The organism is Candidatus Methylomirabilota bacterium, from assembly GCA_035315345.1.
Lineage (GTDB): Bacteria > Methylomirabilota > Methylomirabilia > Rokubacteriales > CSP1-6 > CAMLFJ01.
The window spans coordinates 1-14675 of the sequence record DATFYA010000101.1 but is presented as its reverse complement, the minus strand read 5'-3'; the positions used below and the strand labels follow the sequence as shown (position 1 = coordinate 14675).

The window sequence follows — 14675 nt, the reverse complement described above, 5'->3', positions numbered from 1 at the left end:
CTGCTGCTCATCGCGCTGCTGGTGGCCGCGGCGCTGCTGGCGCCGGTGCTGTCCACGCACCCGGACGACGTCTTCGAGCTGCACCCGTCCCAGCGGCTCCAGGCGCCGAGCGGCACGCACTGGCTCGGCACCGACCGCATGGGCGCGGACGTCTACAGCCGCCTGCTCTTCGGGGCGCGCATCACGATCCTCATCGGGCTGATCGCGGTCGGCGCCTCGCTGCTGATCGGCGTGCCGATCGGCCTGGTGGCCGGCTACCACCACGGCTGGGCGAGCGACGCGCTCATGCGCGTGTCCGACATCTTCCTCGCCGTGCCGCAGGTGGTGCTGGCCATCGCCATCGCCCAGACCCTCGGCCCGTCGCTGCCCAACGTGATCCTCGCGCTCTCGGTCACCTACTGGCCGTGGTTCGCCCGCGTGGTCTACGCCGAGACGCGCGCGCTCCAGAAGGAGGCCTTCGTCGAGTCCACCGCCGCGCTCGGGGCCTCGCCCTGGCGGCTCACCGTGCTGCACGTGCTGCCGAACATCGCCTCGCCGATCATCGTGCGCTCGTCGATCGGCATGGGCTTCACCATCCTGACCGCGGCCGCGCTCGGCTTCCTCGGCCTCGGGCCCCCGCCGCCCACGCCGGAGTGGGGGCGGACCATTGCGGAGTCGCGCGAGTTCCTGCCCGATGCCTGGTGGTACGCGGCGGCGCCGGGCGTCGCCATCTTCCTCACCGTCATGGGCTTCAACCTGCTGGGCGACGGCCTGCGCGACGTGCTCGACCCGCGGCTGCGCCGGAGCCCTGCGCGCGATGGCTGAGCTGCTCGCCGTCCGCGGCCTCCGCGTGGACTTCGGCACCGACCGAGGGCCGGCGCAGGTGCTCGACGGCATCAACCTCGACATCGCGCCCGGCGAGGTGGTGGGGCTCGTCGGCGAGAGCGGCTGCGGCAAGACCACGCTGGCCCGCGCGATCCTCGGCATCCTGCCCGCGGGCGCCGCGCGCATCCGCGGCGGCGAGGTGCGCTTCCGCGGCACGGATCTGCTGCGTCAGGACCCGGCGACGGTGAACGACCAGATCCGGGGCCGCGCCATCACCTTCATCCCGCAGGACCCGTTCACCTCGTTCAGTCCGCTCTTCCCGGTCGGCACCCAGATGATGGACCTGATGAAGTGGAAGTCCCCGCGCGCGCGGGACCAGGCGCGGCCGCCGGCGCTGTTCGGGCGCTATCCACGCGCGCGCCGGCAGGCCGACCGCGAGGCGGTGCTCGAGGCGCTGCGCGCGGTGCAGATCCCCGAGCCGGCGCGGGCGCTGCGCCGCCTGCCCCACGAGTTCTCCGGCGGCCAGCGCCAGCGGCTGATGATCGCGATGGCGCTCTTGCCCCAGCCGGATCTGATCATCGCGGACGAGCCCACCACCGCGCTCGACGTGACGATCCAGGCGCAGATCCTCCGGCTGCTCCGCGCGCTGGTGAAGGAGCGCGGGGTGTCCGTGCTCTTCACCACGCACGATCTCGGCACCGCGCACGAGCTGTGCGACCGCGTGGTCGTGATGTACGCCGGCCAGGAGATGGAGGCGGCGCCGACCGACGCCTTCTTCGGCCGCCCCGCGCATCCTTACACGCGGCGGCTGCTGGCCAGCGTGCCGGGCCCCGACGGCGAGATCCGCGACATCCCGGGCGAGGTGCCGAGCCTGGTGGGCCCGCCGGCGGGCTGCCGGTTCCACCCGCGCTGCGACTACGCCACCGCGGAGTGTCGCGTGGAGCGCCCGGCGCCTCGGGCTCTTGCCGACGGTCACGACGTGCGCTGCCACCATCCCGTCGACGCCCCGGCCGAGGCCGCGAAGTGAGTGCGTCCGCCCCGCTGCTGGAGCTGGTCGACGTCGCCCGCCACTTCCCGGTGCGCAGCGCCTTCGGCCGCCGCGTGGGCTGGCTGCGGGCCGTCGACGGCGTGTCGTTGCAGGTCCACCCGGGCGAGACCCTGGGCCTCGTCGGCGAGAGCGGCTGCGGCAAGTCGACGCTGGGCAAGACCGTGATGGGCATCTACACGCCGACCGCGGGCGAGATCCGCTTCGCCGGCCGCGAGATCGGGCGGCTGCCCCGCCGCGCGCGGCGTGCGGTCGCCAAACATCTACAGTACGTCTACCAGGACCCCGGCGCCTCGCTCGACCCGCGCTGGAAGATCCGGCCGCTGCTGCACGAGCCGCTGATCATCCACACCACGCTGACGCGTCCCGAGCGGGAGCGCGAGGTGGGCACGATCCTGGCCGCGGTGGGCCTGCCCGACGCGCACCTGGACCTCTATCCGCACGAGCTGTCCGGCGGCCAGCAGCGCCGCGTGGGCCTGGCGCGCATCCTGACCCTGCGGCCGCGCCTGGTGATCCTGGACGAGCCGACCTCGGGGCTCGACGTCTCGGTCCAGGCCAGCGTGCTCAAGCTCTTCCGGAGCCTGCAGCAGACGTTCGCGCTGACCTACGTGTTCATCTCGCACGATCTCTCGGTGGTGCGCGCGATGTGCGCGACCATCGCGGTGATGTACCTCGGCAAGATCGTCGAGCACGGCCCGACCGCGCGCGTGTTCGAAGCGCCGCGGCACCCGTACACGCAATCGCTGCTGGCCGCGGTGCCGCGCATCGGGGGGCGGCGGGTCACGCAGGACTTCGCGCTTGAGGGTGAGCCGCCGAACCCGCGCGACATTCCGAGCGGGTGCCGGTTTCGGACGCGGTGCCCGCTGGCGCAGGCGCGGTGTGCCGAGGAGGAGCCGGCGCTGCGGGTCGTGGACGGGCGCGCCGTCGCCTGCCACTTCGCCTGAGGGAACTGCTCCCCTCACCCTACCCTCTCCCCTCACCCTACCCTCTCCCCTCACCGGGGAGAGGGAGAGTCTCCTCACTAACCCCCTCTCCCCACCGGGGAGAGGGCAGGGTGAGGGGCGAGGCGAGCCGCTTCGCTAGCCGGGCAGTCCGGCGAGCCGCAGCGCCTCCGCCACCTGCTCGACGTCCTCCGCCCGCCGGTACGGCAGCGGGCGCACGAGCGCATCGACGTCCGCGTGCGGGTCGGCGGCCCAGATCCGCTGCACCACCGCCGCCGCCTCGTCGCGCCGGCCCAGTCTGGCCAGGATCGCGGCCAGGTACGTGAGCTGATGGGGCACCGGAAGCGGCTCTCGCCGTACCGCCGTCAGCGCTTCGTCGAACCGACCCTGGTGGTAGAGGGCCTGGGCAAGCCGCAGCCAGTACCTGGGCACCGGATGCTGGGGGTTGAGGCGGAGCGCGCGATCCAGCCAGCGCTCCCCTTCGCCGGGCCGGCCGGAATACGTGGCCAGCTCTCCCATCTGGCAGACCATCCGGTCGTTGTTGGGATTCAGGGCCAGCGCGCGCTCGGCATGGAAGTCCGCCTTGTCCAACTCCTTCCACTGGAGATGGAACGCGGAGAGCATGCGGTGCACCTCGCTCTCGCCGTCGTCGAGCGCGTATGCGCGCTGAATGGCGTCCCAGCAGCGGGTCACCAGCGTGTGGTCGGGCTCGAAGAACGTCCGCTGGAAGAGCGCGCACGCCAGCCACGCGTGCGCGAGCGCAAAGACCGGGTCGAGGGCGATGGCACGCTCCAGCATCTCCATGGCCCGGGTGTTGTCTTCCCGCGTCCAGCGGTGGTGATACTCCCGGCCGCGAAGGAAGTAGTCGTAGGCCACGAGGCTCTCGGTCGGCGCCCGTCGCATCCGCACGGTCGCCGCCGCCTCCACGCGGCTCACCAGCGTGGCGACGACCATCCCGACGACGTCGTCCTGCACGGCGAACACGTCGGACAGCTCGCGGTCGAATTGCCGTCCCCAGACGTGCGCCCCAGTCGATGCATCGATGAGATTGACGGCGAGGCGCAGGCGCTTGCCCTCTCGTCTGATGGTTCCGTGGACCACGTACTGCACCCGCAGGTCGGCGGCGACACGCCTGGGGTCGCCGTCCGGCCCGCGCAGCGTGTAGCTGGTCAAGGGGGAGATCACGAACAGAGAGCCGAAGCGGCCGAGGGCCGAGGTGATGTCCTCGGCGATCCCGATCCCGAAATACTCGTCCCGGACGTTGCCACCGGCGTTCGCGAACGGCAGCACCACGAGCGAGGCGCGCTCGCGAGGCGCCGATGGGCCGCCGGGCAGCGGATCGGCCGGTCCGTGGGTCCGGAGCGTCTCGCGGAGGCGCATCGTCTCGGCGCTGGGGGCGACCCCGAGGTGCCGCTGCAGCGCCGCCACGCACGCGTCGTACTGGCGGACGGCCGCCGACCGACGACCGGCCCGCGCGTAGAGGCCCATCAGCAGGCGATGCGCGTCCTCGTTCGCGGGATCCTGTGCGAGCAGCCGCCGCCCGGTTTCGATGGCGTCGTCTACGGCCCCGGCGGCCGCCCGATCGGCGGCGAGCTGGCCGAGGCGGTCGCAGGCGAGGGCCCGGAGCCGTGCGCGCTGGTCGGCGAGCCACTCGTCGAAGGCCTCCTCACCCACGCTGAGTCCCTCGAGAAGATCGCCGTCCCCGAACCCGGCCGCGCTCGCCCCATCGGCCTGCTCCAGGGTCGCGACGTCGACCTCGACCGCAGCCGCCTCGAGGTAGACCTGGTTTCCCTCGCCGACCACCGCCCGGTCACCGAGCGCGCGGCGCAGCACCGACAGGCACTGGCGCAGGTTGTGGCGCGCCTGCTCGTCGCCCATGCCGCCCCAGAGCAGCGCGGCGAGATGCACCCGCGCGTGACGCCGGCCCGGGGGAAGGGCGAGGTACCCGAGAAGCGCCTGCGCCTTCTTGCTCTGAAGATCGACGGCGCGACCGGCGCGCACGATCCGGAGACGGCCCAGGAGAGAGATCTTCAGGGCGGCGGCCGCGATCGGTCGAGGCGAGCGAATTGACGCCAAATTGACGCTCCCGCTGACGCTCCGTTGTGCCCGCGCGGGGATTCTAGCGTCATCGGCGCCACGAGCGCCAGCGTCGACACCCCCTGCGAAGGAGAGGCATGCCATGGAACAGACCATCGATGAAGCCGCAGTCAGCCGCTTCGAGAACGAGACCTGGAGCCGCTGCGCGGAGAGCTACACGGACACGTTCCACCTGCTGACCGGCAAGACGATCCCGCTGCTGGCCGGTGCCGCCGGCGTCCGTCGTGGGACGCGCGTGCTCGACCTGGGCGCGGGCCCAGGCGGCGGGACCGCGATGCTCGCCGAGACCGGCGCCACGGTCGCCGGGGTCGACTTCTCGCACACGATGGTGGCGGCGGCTCGGCGCCGTCATCCCGGGCTCACGTTCCACGAAGGCGACGCGGAGGTCCTTCCGTTTGGCGACGGGGACTTCGACGCGGTCGTGTCGAACCTCGTCGTCCACCACCTGGCGCGACCGGCCGCCGTGTTCCGGGAGGTCTCGCGCGTTCTCGCCCCGGGTGGCCGCTTTGCCTTCATCGTCTGGGCCGCGCCGGAGGAGCAGACCGGCTTCGGTGTGTTCTTTGCGGCCGTCCAGGCCCACCACACGCTCGAGGCGCTGCCGCACGGCCCGCTATTCGGAGTGACCGATCGCGCCGTCTACGCAAAGCTCGCCAGCGAAGCCGGCCTCCAGGGCCTGCAGCTCACGAAGCACGAGGTGTCCTGGGAGATGGATCGGCTCGACCCGTTGCTTCGCGGTCTCTGCGACTGGGGCAACATCGCCGCCCTGCCGAGCACCGTCCAGGACCAAATCGAGACGACGACGCGGGCGAACGCGGCCGCGTACCAGCGGGGCAGCCGTTTCGTGTTCCCGCATTCGGTGCTGCTCGGCGTGGTGGCGAAGCCCTGACCCACCCCTCACCCTGCCCTCTCCCCTCCACCAACCCTCTCCCCACTGGGGAGAGGGCAGGGGGTGAGGGGCGAGGGTTACGCCAGAATCTCGAAGTCGGCGGCCCAGTGGTTGAGGAAGAGAGCGAGCATCCTGGTGCGCTCGAGGAGGGTGGCGACCTCGATGAATTCTTCCTCGCTGTGGGCGCGGCTGCCCTTGGGACCCATGCCGTCCAGCGTGGGGGCGATGGCCGAGGTGTGGTTGCCGTCGGAGCCGCCGCCGGTCTTGATGGCGCGCACGTCCACGCCCAGCTCGCGGCCCGCGGCGCGCATGATCTCGAGCAGGCGCTCGGTGCCCGGCAGGCCCGGTGGCCACGGCGGGAAGTGGATGCGGCCATCGAAGCGCGCGCTGGTGCCGGCGACGTGAGCCCGCTCGCAGATCGCGCGCATGGCGGCGATGGCCGCGTCCGCGTCGGCCTGGCTCCACGCGCGCAGGTCGATCTCGGCGGCGGCGCGGGATGCCACGACGTTGGGGCGCTCCCCGCCGCGCACCGTGCCCACGTTCACGGTGACGCCGGTGCCGAAGTCGGTGAGCGCGTGCAGCGCGGCCACCTTCTGCGCCAGGTCCCAGATGGCGCTGGCGCCCAGCTCCGGCTGGAGCCCGGCGTGGGACGACTTGCCCGTGACCTCCAATTGAAAGGTCCCCGCCCCCTTGCGCGCCATCACGTACTCGCCGCCCGGGCGCGCGGGCTCGAGGATGCCCACGCTGTGCGCCCGCCGCGCCTCGGCCTCGATCACCGGCCGCGAGGTCGGTGACAGGCGCTCCTCGTCCGAGTTGAACACCACGGCGACGGTGGTCTCGGCCCACGCGCGGGTGCGCGCTTCCCGGTGCGCGCGCAGCGCGTAGAGCAGGGCGACCAGCCCGCCCTTCATGTCGTACACGCCGGGCCCCCACGCGCGGCCCTCCTCGTCGATCCGGAACGGCCGCTGCTTGGCCGTGCCGGAGGGGAACACGGTGTCGTAGTGGCCGACGAAGAGGAAGCGCTTGGGGCCGCTCCCCGGCTTCTCGCCGACCAGGTGGTCGCCGAAGCGCTCGGTGGCGACCCGGCGGAGCGTGAAGCCCAGGCCCTCCAGCCGCTCGGCCAGGATGGCCCCCACCCGGTTGACGTCCAGCACGTCATCGGTCCCGCTGTCGTGGTTCACCAGGCGGGCCAGGAAATCGATCTGCTCGTCGCGCCAGCCGTCGAGACGGTCCAGGAGATCTCGCATGGGCCGCCCCTCTACGGCTTCTGCTTCTTCTTGCTCTTGGCGCCGGAGCCACCGGAGCGAGTCTCCAGTGCTCTGACTCGCTGTTCCAGTGCGCGCACATGCTGACGCAGCTCCGGCAAGCGGGAAAACACGGCCTGCGCCTTGATCGAGGTCTCGTGCGGCATGGCGGGCGCGCCGGAGACGACCTGGCCCCCCGTCAGGCTGCGGTTCACGCCGGCGCGCGCCGCGATCATGACCCGGTCGCCGATGTCGAGGTGATCGGCCAGTCCGGCCTGTCCGCCGATCACCACACCGGAGCCGACGGTCGTGCTGCCGGCAATCCCCACCTGCGCGACCACAATACTGTGCTCGCCGATCGTCACGTTGTGGGCGATCTGGACCAGATTGTCCACCTTGGTGCCGCGCTTGATGAGGGTCCGCCCGGACGTCGCCCGATCCACCGATACGTTCGCGCCCAGCTCGACATCGTCCTCGATGACCACCGAGCCGATCTGGGGGATCTTGTGATGGCGCCCGTCGTGCTGCACATAGCCGAACCCGTCGCTGCCGACGACCGTGCCGCTATGGATGATGACGCGTCGGCCGATCGAGCAGCGTTCCCTGACCGTGACGTTGGGATAGAGGACCGAATCGTCCCCGATGACCGAGTCATGGCCGATGAACACCCCGGGGTACAGGGTGACCCTGGCTCCGATGCGAACGCGGTCGCCGAGCGTGACGAACGGCCAGATCGACACGTCCGCTCCCACCTCCACGTCCCGGCCGCGGGCGACCTCGGCGGCGACGCCGCGAGCAGCATACGGAGAGGTGAAGAATTGCTCGACGATCCGCGCGAACGCGTACTTCGCATTGGCGACCACGATCCGGGGGCGCGTCAGGCCGGCCATCTCCTGGCTGACCACGAACGCGGCCGCCCGGGATCGGGTCGCCGCCTGCAGGTGGCGATCGTGCTCGATGTACGACAGATCCCCGTCGGACGCGTCGGCGAGGCTCGCTATGCCGGTCACGGTCAGGTCGGGCGAGCCGATGAGCCGACCCTCCACGGCCCGGGCGATGTCGCGCAGGGCGAGCGGCGATATGGTCATGCCTTCTTCTTCGCCTTCGGTTGCGGGGCTCCTGGCTTTCCCGCCGCCGGCCGGGCGGGCCCCACTTTCTCCACGATGTACTCGGTCACGTTGGCGACCGTGACCAGCCGGGGAAGGTCCTGATCCGGAATCTCCACGTCGAAGGTGTCCTCGATCTGGTACAGCAGCTCGATGGTGGCCATCGAATCGAGACCGAGGTCGTTCCGGAGCGCATCACCGGGCTTGATCGTCTCGACATCGCGCTTGAGGTAGTCCGCGAGCGCGGTGCGGATGCGAATGGCAATGTCCGTATCGGTTGGCATTCGTGCCCCTCTAGCGCAAGAATTTCTTCAAGACCACCGCCGCATTGTTGCTGCCGAACCCGAACGCGTTCAGCAGCGCCACTTTGACCGGTCGTTCCTGGGCCTGCGCGGAGATACCGGCGAGAGCGCAGTCGGGATCCGGATCGTCATAGTTGATCGTCGGATGCATCTGGCCGGTGTCGAGCGTCATCGCGCAGATGATGCCCGCCAGCGCTCCGGCCGCGCCGAGGGTGTGGCCGAACAACGACTTCGTCGCATTGATGGGAACCCGCGCCGCGTGACTCTTGAAAAGATGCTTGATCGCCCTGATCTCTACCGCGTCGCCGATGGTGGTGGACGTCGCATGGGCGTTGATGTAGTCCACCTGCGCGGGGCGGACGCGGGCGCTGCGCAGCGCCATCGCCATGGTGACCGAGATCTCCCGCCCGTCTTCACGGGGAATGACCATGTGGTAGGCCTCGCTGGTCGCGGCATAGCCGGCGACCTCGGCGTAGATGCGAGCCCCTCGCTTCCTGGCGTGCGCGAGCGATTCCAGGATCAGGGCGCCCGCGCCCTCGCCCATGACGAACCCGTCGCGGGTCTGGCTGAACGGCCGCGATGCTTTCTCGGGCGAGTCGTTGAAGTTCGTCGACAGCGCGCGCAGCGTGCAGAAGCCGGCAAAGGTCAGGGGAACGATGCTCGCGTCGGCGCCCGCGACGATGACCACGTCCGCCTGTCCGGTGCGAACGGCTCCCATGGCCAGGCCGATGGCATGGGCGCTGGACGAGCATGCGGTGGAGATCGTCAAGTTCGGGCCCTTCGCGCCGTACATGATGGCGAGGACACCGGAGGCGGAGTTGAGCGTGACCATGGGGATGAAGTTGGGAGTGACCCGGTTCGGCCTGAGATTCTGGTAGACGCGATGGTACTCCTGCTCGGCAATGAGCATGCCGCCCATGCCGGCCCCGACGATCGTCCCGATGCGGTGTGGGTTCTCGCGGTCGAGACGGAGCCCCGAGTCGGCCACCGCCTCCCTGGTCGCAACCATGGCGAACTGGGCGTAGCGATCGACGCGCTCGACGTGCGGCCCTTCCACGTACTGGGTCGCGTCGAAGTCGTGGATCTGGCCGGCCACCCGTGAACGGTAGACGTCCATCGGGAGGCCCTCGAAAGCCCTGATCGCCGAGACTCCGGACCGGCCGGCGAGCGCCGCCTTCCAGAATCGCCCGACGCCGATGCCGATCGGGGACACGACGCCCAGGCCGGTCACGACGACTCGTGGTGTCACGGCCGATCTCTCACGGTGACCTCGTTTGGCTCCATGCCTCCCCGCACGTCGACAGGGAGCGGTGGCCCCGTCGGGCGTCGCTCGAGTCGTCGATTCGGGAGGATCCGCTCAATCGGGCGCAGCGTCAAGGGATAGGCATACGACGGAGATCTCGCATGGCCAGCATGGTAACGTGGCGCCCTCGGGAGGGGAACGCGCGCGCCGATGAAATCGGCGACTAGACCTCGGCGGCGCGGCGGCGCCTCGAGGTCACGAGCAGGCGTCCCCCGACGACGAGGGCCAGGCCACCCACCGCGGTCACGAAGATCCGCGCATGCTCCTCGCCCAGCAGGCCGCTCGCGAACGGGCCGAAGAACATCGCGGCATCGACGCCGACGCGGTACAGTCCCAGCCGCCACGCCAGGTGCTCGGTGCGCGTGTGCTCGCGGATCACGCCGACCGGCAGCATCCAGCCCGCCATGCCGACCCCGAAACACGCGCAGCCCGCGACGAACCACGGGAACGATCCGAGGCCGATCGCGGCCGTGCCCAGCCCGAGCACCACGATGACGACGCCGAGCACGGGCGTGCGTCCCAGGCCGTCGGCGAGCCACCCCACCGGCAGCAGCGCGACGAGATCCACGAGCTGCCCGAGCATGAGCAGGCCCGAGACGCCACTCCGGTCCAGGCCGAACTCGCGCGTCCCCCGGAGCGGCAGCAGGAACTGGCTGACCGCGGACCAGGCCAGCGCGAGGACGATGCCCGCCGCGAACATCGTCCCCAGCGTGACCGACATCCGATCCTCGCGTCCCGCGTCCGATGTCCGTGACACGCGCGTCTCGGACGCCTTCGAGGCGTCGGGAAAGCGCCGGCGGATGCTCGGCACGGCGGCGAGGATCAGGAGCAAGGGCGACGAGGCGGTGAGCAGCGAGAGGCTCCAGCCCCAGTGGCCGGGGAGCAGCCCGACGAGGCCGAGCCCGCCGAGGACACCGATCATCGCGGCGAACTCGAAGATGTTGAGGCGCACCGAGGCCCCGGGCCCTCGGTCATCGAGCAGCAACGCGATGAGCCCGCTCACGGTGCCGAGGGTGAACGCGAAGCCCAGGATGAGCCGCCCGAGCACCAGCATGGCGAACGACGAGGATGCCGCCAGCAACAGGGTGCCGGCGAGCATGAGCACGGGCGACGCGCAGAGCGTGGTCCCGAGGTAGCGGCCGGCCAGCCAGCCGGAGGGGATCGCGGTCGCCATGCGGGCGAAGCCCAGCGCCCCGGCCACGACGCCGAGCTGCCAGTCGGCCAGCGCGCCGGCGCGCCCGATCTCGGGCAGCAGCGGGCTGAAGGCACCCATCGAGAAGCAGCTGCAGAGGCTGATGAAACAGAGCAGCGCGGTGCTGCTCACGGCGCGCGCCTCAAGCGAGCGCGATCGCCTCGATCGCGACGAGCACGCCGGGGATGTCGGCCCCGAAGCGGACCATCGCCCGCGCCGGCTTCGGCCCGGGGAAGAACTCCGCGTACGCCTCGTTCATCTCCCGGTAGAGGTCGGGCCGCGCGAGCAGCACGGTGACCTTCACGACGCGGTCGAGCGCGCTCCCGGCACCTTCGAGGATGGTCTGGACGTTGCGCAGCGCCTGACGGGTCTGCTCCTGCATCGTGTCGCCGACGACCTCGGTGGGACCGCCCCCCGGCCGCACCGGGATCTGGCCCGACACGAACACGAATCCGTTGGCGACGACGGCGTGCGAGTACGGGGAGTGCGGCGCCGGATAGCCGGGGACGTCGTCGACGTGGCGGATCGTGGGCATCGCTGACCTCCGAGGTCGCTTGCGTGAAAGGCTGCGGACGAGCGTAGCGACGCGGGTGCCCCCGGTCAAGGACGCTCCCGAAGTGAACCGTGAGCGGCCTCGGGCAACCGCGGAACGCGACGTCCAGGCGCGCGGCCGATATGGTAACGTGGCGCCCTCGGGAGGGGAACGCGCGTGCAGATCGGCGTCGACATCGGCGGCACCTTCACGGACATCGTGGCCCTGGACGGCTCGGGCCGGCTCGCGCTCACCAAGGTGCCGAGCACCCCCAAGGACCTGCTGGACGGCATCGCGGCCGCCACCACGAAGGTCCTCGCGCTGGCCGGCGCCCGGCCGGGGGACGTCGAGCGGTTCATCCACGGCACGACGATCGCCACCAACGCGATCCTGGAGCAGAAGGGCGCCACCACCGGCGTGCTGACCACCGAGGGCTTCGAGGACGTGCTCGAGATGGGGCGCATGAAGCGCTCGCGCATGTACGACCTCGCCATGGACGCGGAGGTGCCGACGTTCCTGGCCCCGCGCCGGCGCCGGCTCGGCATCCGCGAGCGCCTGGACGCGAAGGGCCGCGTGCTGATGCCGCTGCACGAGGCGGACGTGCGGCAGGCGGTGGCCACCCTGCGCGCGCAGGGCGTGTCGGCCATCGCGGTGTGCTACCTCTTCTCGTTCCTCAACCCGGCGCACGAGCGGCGCACGCGCGAGATCATCGCGGAGCTGGCGCCGGAGATGTCGGTCTCGCTCTCATCGGAGGTCGACCCGACCTTCAGGGAGTACGAGCGCTCCTGCGTGACCGCCTTCGACGCCTACCTGGGCCCGGTGGTGAAGCGCTACCTCGCCGGCCTGGCCGAGGCGCTGCGCGGCCTGGGCGTGCCCGGCGTGCCGCTGATCATGCGCTCGCGCGGCGGCATCGTCTCGGCGGCGCTGGCCGCGCAGCAGCCGGTCACGCTCTTCCTCTCGGGGCCGGCCGGCGGCGTCATCGGCGCCGCCTTCGCGGCCGAGCGCTCCGGGGTGGCCAGCTTCGTCTCGCTCGACATGGGCGGCACCAGCAACGACGTGGCCCTGGTGCGGGACGGCCGGCCGCTGCTGGTGAGCGAGGGCGCGATCGGGCCCTTCCCGGTGCGCACGCCGATGGTGGACGTCAACACCATCGGCGCCGGCGGCGGCAGCATCGCCTGGATCGACGCCGCCGGCGGCCTGCGGGTGGGGCCGCGCAGCGCGGGCGCCGAGCCCGGCCCCGCCTGCTACGGCCGCGGGGGCGACGAGGCCACCGTGACCGACGCGAGCGTCGTGCTCGGCTACCTCAACCCCGCGCGCTTCGCCGGCGGCGCGATGACGCTGGACGTGGCCGCGGCCGAGCGCGCGCTGGCCGCCCTCGGCCGCCGGCTCGGCCTCGACCCGGTCGCGGCCGCGGCGGGCATTCATCGCGTGATCAACGCGCGGATGGCGGACCAGATCCGCCTGGTGACCATCAAGCGCGGCTACGACCCGCGCGAGTTCTCGCTGGTGGTCCTGGGCGGCGCCGGCCCCGTGCACGGCGCGGCGCTGGCCGAGGAGATGGGCATGGCGGAGGTGGTCGTCCCCGAGGCGCCGGGCGTGCTCGCCGCCTTCGGCCTGCTCGCCGCCGCCATCGAGCACCACCACGCGCGCACGCTGCCGGCGCGCACCGACGCGGCCGACCTCTCGACCATCAACGCGTGCCTCGCCGAGCTGGACGCCGCCGGCCGCGCGCGCATGAAGGAGGAAGGCGCGCCCGCTCCGGCGGTGCGCGTGGCCTACGCGGCCGACATGCGCTACGTGGGCCAGGCCTACGAGCTGGAGGTGCCGATCCCGGCTCCGCTCACCGCCGCCGACGTGCCCGCCGTGGTGGCCGCCTTCCACGCGGTGCACGAGCGCGTGTACGGCTATGCCCGCGCCCAGCAGCCGGTGGAGTTCGTCAACTTCCGCGCCGTCCACACCTACCCGCTGCCGCGGCCGATGCTGACTCCGGCCGCGCGCGCGAGCGGCACCCTGGCCGAGGCACAGGCCGGGGAGCGCCCCGCCTACTTCGGCCGCTTCGTGCCGACCGCGATCTACGAGCGCGCGCGGCTGCCGCTGGGCGCCCGCCTGGCCGGGCCGGCCATCGTGGAGCAGACCGACACCACCACCGTGATCCCGCCGGGCGTCACCGCGCTGGTGGACCCGGCCGGCAACCTGCGCCTGCGGAGGGCGTCATGACCATCGACCCGATCCTCCTGGAAGTCCTGCGCAACCGGCTCGACGCCATCGCCGACGAGATGGAGCTGACGCTGCTGAAGAGCGCCGCCTCGCCGATCGTGAAGGAGGGCCTCGACGCCTCGGCCGCGCTCTTCAACACCCGCGGCGAGACCATCGCGCAGGCCGCCGCCATCCCGATCCACCTGGGCGCGCTCCAGTTCGCCGCGCAGCGCATCGTCCGCGCGTTTCCCCCGGAGACCATGCACGAGGGTGACGCGTTTCTCCTGAACGACCCCTACGACGGCGGCACCCACCTGCCCGACATCACCCTGGCGGTGCCGGTCTTCGCCGACGGCCGCGCCGTCGCCCTGGCCTGCACCATGTGCCACCACCAGGACGTGGGCGGCCGCACCCCGGGCAGCGTGCCCACCGACGCCACCGAGCTCTACCAGGAAGGCGTCATCATCCCGCCCACCCAGCTCTTCCGCGCCGGCGCGCTGGACGAGAACCTCTTCCGCCTGCTCACCCGCAACGTGCGCCTGCCGGATGTGTTCACCGGTGATCTGATGGCCCAGGTGGCGGCGGGGCGGCTCGGCGGCGTCCGCCTGCGCGAGCTGTTCGCCGCGCACGGCGCCGACACGGTGGTGGCCTACATCGAGGAGCTGCTGGCGCGGGCCGAGCGCCTCACCCGCGCGCAGATCGAGGCCATCCCCGACGGGGATTACGCCTTCGAGGACTGGCTGGACGACGACGGCGTGAACATCGGCCAGCCGGTCAAGATCGCGGTCACGCTGCGCGTGCGCGGCTCGGCCATGACCTTCGACTTCACCGGCAGCGACCCGCAGGTGCGCGGGCCCTTCAACTCGGTGCCGGCCTCCACCATGTCGGCGGTCTACTACGCCGTCCGCGCCATCTCCGACGCCTCCATCCCGAACAACGGCGGCTGCTTCCGCGCGGTGGACGCGGTGCTGCCCGAGGGCACCATCGTCAACCCGCGCCCGCCCGCCCCGGTGAGCTGCCGCACCGC

At 71.8% G+C, this 14675-nt stretch carries 13 protein-coding genes; 6 read left to right on the top strand and 7 right to left on the bottom strand.

Features of this window, described 5'->3' with window-relative positions; genetic code table 11:
- The 3 genes from VKN16_13365 to VKN16_13355 all read left to right on the top strand — a co-directional run.
- Window positions 1–804 (top strand): ABC transporter permease (locus VKN16_13365; GenBank protein HME95189.1); only part of this gene is annotated, 804 nt, incomplete at its 5' end.
- Complete coding sequence (locus VKN16_13360) at window positions 797–1831, top strand: ABC transporter ATP-binding protein (protein ID HME95188.1); 1035 nt, start codon at window positions 797–799, stop codon at window positions 1829–1831. The genes VKN16_13365 and VKN16_13360, both read left to right, overlap by 8 nt.
- The gene (locus VKN16_13355; protein ID HME95187.1) at window positions 1828–2793 is read left to right on the top strand and encodes an oligopeptide/dipeptide ABC transporter ATP-binding protein; all 966 of its coding nucleotides are present in this window, start codon (window positions 1828–1830) and stop codon (window positions 2791–2793) included. The genes VKN16_13360 and VKN16_13355 overlap by 4 nt, the downstream gene beginning before the upstream one ends.
- Window positions 2794–2928: 135 nt before the next feature.
- On the opposite strand, the gene VKN16_13350 is transcribed toward VKN16_13355, so the two are convergent.
- Window positions 2929–4866, bottom strand: a complete 1938-nt coding sequence (locus VKN16_13350) for a BTAD domain-containing putative transcriptional regulator (protein HME95186.1) — start codon at window positions 4864–4866, stop codon at window positions 2929–2931.
- A gap of 103 nt (window positions 4867–4969) precedes the next feature.
- Here VKN16_13350 and VKN16_13345 point away from each other — a divergent pair, with 103 nt between their 5' ends.
- Window positions 4970–5773, top strand: a complete 804-nt coding sequence (locus tag VKN16_13345; protein ID HME95185.1) for a class I SAM-dependent methyltransferase — start codon at window positions 4970–4972, stop codon at window positions 5771–5773.
- Window positions 5774–5850: 77 nt separating this feature from the next.
- Here VKN16_13345 and VKN16_13340 read toward each other — a convergent pair whose 3' ends face one another.
- The 6 genes from VKN16_13340 to VKN16_13315 all read right to left on the bottom strand — a co-directional run bounded on the left by VKN16_13340 (window position 5851) and on the right by VKN16_13315 (window position 11455).
- Window positions 5851–7020, bottom strand: a complete 1170-nt coding sequence (locus VKN16_13340; protein HME95184.1) for a M20 family metallopeptidase — start codon at window positions 7018–7020, stop codon at window positions 5851–5853.
- An 11-nt stretch (window positions 7021–7031) separates the two neighbouring features.
- Complete coding sequence (lpxD, locus tag VKN16_13335; GenBank protein ID HME95183.1) at window positions 7032–8105, bottom strand: UDP-3-O-(3-hydroxymyristoyl)glucosamine N-acyltransferase; 1074 nt, start codon at window positions 8103–8105, stop codon at window positions 7032–7034.
- On the bottom strand, window positions 8102–8407 hold the full coding sequence (locus VKN16_13330) for an acyl carrier protein (protein HME95182.1): 306 nt from the start codon (window positions 8405–8407) through the stop codon (window positions 8102–8104). The genes lpxD and VKN16_13330 overlap by 4 nt, the downstream gene beginning before the upstream one ends.
- 10 nt (window positions 8408–8417) lie before the next feature.
- Window positions 8418–9674: a beta-ketoacyl-ACP synthase II gene (gene fabF, locus VKN16_13325; GenBank protein HME95181.1), complete on the bottom strand. Its 1257-nt coding sequence runs from the start codon at window positions 9672–9674 to the stop codon at window positions 8418–8420.
- Between the two features lie 217 nt (window positions 9675–9891).
- The gene (locus tag VKN16_13320; GenBank protein ID HME95180.1) at window positions 9892–11052 is read right to left on the bottom strand and encodes an MFS transporter; all 1161 of its coding nucleotides are present in this window, start codon (window positions 11050–11052) and stop codon (window positions 9892–9894) included.
- Window positions 11053–11062: 10 nt separating this feature from the next.
- Complete coding sequence (locus tag VKN16_13315) at window positions 11063–11455, bottom strand: RidA family protein (protein HME95179.1); 393 nt, start codon at window positions 11453–11455, stop codon at window positions 11063–11065.
- A gap of 174 nt (window positions 11456–11629) precedes the next feature.
- On the opposite strand from VKN16_13315, the gene VKN16_13310 reads away from it, so the two are divergent.
- Entirely contained in the window at window positions 11630–13669 is a 2040-nt protein-coding gene (locus VKN16_13310; GenBank protein ID HME95178.1) for a hydantoinase/oxoprolinase family protein, read from the top strand.
- Window positions 13666–14675: hydantoinase B/oxoprolinase family protein (locus VKN16_13305; protein HME95177.1), on the top strand; the 1010-nt coding region annotated here is incomplete at its 3' end. The genes VKN16_13310 and VKN16_13305, both read left to right, overlap by 4 nt.